The following is a 1,653-nucleotide window of genomic DNA, read 5'->3' on the forward strand; positions in this document are numbered from 1 at the left end:
CACCCGTCCGCTCGGCACCGCCGACCGGGACGGCCCGCGTCGGCGTCACCCGCTCGGCCGTCGGGGACGGCGGAAGCGATAGTCTCTGGGTTCGTCCGCCCACCCCCTGTTGGAGACCGTGAACCCGATGCTTGACCGCGCCGTGATCGACGCCCTGTTCCCCGCCGACCTGCCGGAGCCGGCGCACTGGGAGCAGCGTTATCCGGCCCGGCAGCTGCCGCCGGGCGCCGAGGTCACCCGGTTCGGCCCGTCACCGACCGGGTTCGTCCACATCGGCGGCATCTACGCCGCGATGATCGACCGCGACGTCGCCCACCGCTCCGGCGGCGCGTACGTCCTGCGGGTGGAGGACACCGACCAGGCGCGCGAGGTGGAGGGTGCCGCGGCGCAGTTCGACCACGCCTTCACCTACTTCGGCCTGCCCGCCGACGAGCACGACGAGACCGGCGACTACGCCCCCTACCACCAGTCGCGGCGCGAGCGGATCTACCTCAGCTACGCCCGTGAGCTGCTGCGCGAGGGCAAGGCGTACCTGTGCTTCGCCACGCCGGAGGAGCTGGCCGACATCCGCGCCCGCCAGGACGCCACGAAGATGCCCCCCGGCTACTACGCGGGCTGGGCGCTGTGGCGCGACCGCGACCCCGCCGAGGTGCGGGCCAAGCTGGACGAGGGCGTGCCGTACGTGATCCGGTTCCGCTCGCCGGGCGTCGAGGCGAGGGCCCGGTTCCACGACGAGATCCGCGGCGACCTGGAGCACGAGGACAACCGCAACGACGTGGTGCTCATCAAGTCCTCGGCCAACGAGGTCCGGCTGCCCACCTACCACTTCGCGCACGCCGTCGACGACCACCTCATGCGCACCACCCTGGTGATCCGCGCCGAGGAGTGGATCTCCTCCGTGCCGCTGCACCTCCAGCTTTTCGCCGCGCTCGGCGTCCCGGCGCCCCGCTACGCCCACATCGCGCCGCTGATGAAGCAGATCCCCGGCGGCAAGCGGAAGCTGTCCAAGCGCAAGGACCCCGAGGCCTCGGTGACCTTCTACATCGAGCAGGGCTTCCCGGCCGAGGCGGTGCTGTACTACCTGCGCGGGCTGGCCAACGGCCGACTGGCCGAGGTCCCGCTCGCGGAGGCGCTGGACGCCCCGATCCGGCTGGCGGAGTGCGGCGTCGCCGGGCCGCTGGTGGACCTGGTCAAGCTGGAGGACATCTCCGCCGACCACATCGCCACCCTGTCCGGTGAGCAGATCCTGGACGCCGTGCGCACCTGGGCCGCCGACCACGACCCGGAGCTGGTGCCGGTGCTGGACGCCCGCCGCGACCTCGCCCTGGCGGCGCTGGCCGTGGAGCGGGGCGCGGACGTGCCCAACCCGCGCAAGGACCTGCGCAAGTGGTCCGGCTTCCGCGAGGCGTACGGGTTCTTCTTCCCCGAGCTGTTCACCCCGCAGGACGTGACGGGCGAGCAGTTCGCCCAGCTCGGCGTCGCGCCGGAGCTGGTGCGGGCGTTCGCGGCCGACTTCGCCGACGGCTACCGGCCGCTGGAGGACTCCGGCGAGTGGTTCGACCAGATCCGCGAGCTGGCCGCCAAGCACGGTTTCGCGCCGCGGCCCAAGGACCTGAAGCAGAACCCGGAGGCCTACCCGGCCGGTGGGTCGAT

Annotated in this window: 1 protein-coding gene; it reads left to right on the forward strand. The window is 72.6% G+C overall.

Annotated elements, in window-relative coordinates:
- Positions 1-127 precede the first annotated feature (127 nt).
- Positions 128-1,653: glutamate--tRNA ligase family protein (locus AB0G02_RS39015; protein WP_360805188.1), on the forward strand; the 1,526-nt coding region annotated here is incomplete at its 3' end.

It is taken from the genome of Actinosynnema sp. NPDC023658, from assembly GCF_040639995.1.
GTDB lineage: Bacteria > Actinomycetota > Actinomycetes > Mycobacteriales > Pseudonocardiaceae > Actinosynnema.